Source organism: Klebsiella sp. A-Nf5 (genome assembly GCF_002810545.1).
Lineage (GTDB): Bacteria > Pseudomonadota > Gammaproteobacteria > Enterobacterales > Enterobacteriaceae > Klebsiella > Klebsiella variicola.
Genome location: NZ_PIOG01000077.1, coordinates 1 through 524 on the forward strand (window position 1 = coordinate 1; position 524 = coordinate 524).

The 524-nt window shown below is 44.5% G+C and carries 1 pseudogene; it reads left to right on the top strand.

Annotation, left to right across the window (positions count from 1 at the left end):
- A pseudogene (locus CWM53_RS31645) lies at positions 1 to 524 on the top strand (M23 family peptidase); the annotation flags it as partial.

A 524-nucleotide genomic window follows, 5' to 3' on the forward strand; every position in this document is an offset into this window, starting at 1 on the left:
GAAACGGGATTCAGGAGACGGGGTGGCTGGGAACAATGGAGGAAGGTTATCGCTATACGGAAAGGGATCCACGCACGCATCAGGTCGTTCGTCGCTATAATATTTGGTACTACCCGTGGTATGGCCGAGGCCTGTTACAGCTAACCAGCCCACTAAATTATTTCGAATATTTTAGCTTCAGAGGACGAGTATATCCTGTAAACATCAAAGATACTCTGATAAATGAATATAATCGTCTTTATTCACACCGGGGCATTCGCTACACCGACAATCACCTATCTGATACAGAAAACAACATTCCTGAGAACATTATTAGCTGGAGGAATAATGTCAGCAGCGATAACCATGAGGCGACTAGCAGTGCAGGATTTTACTGGGCGTCAAGAAATATGGCATATTACGCTGATAACGAACATATACTCGAGCGATGTAGCGTCAATACCAGAAGAAACGGGGTAAAAATTTACTATCGTAGTCAGGCCTTCTGGCAAGCCAGTGCTGCCGTTAATTTACCCGCACAAATT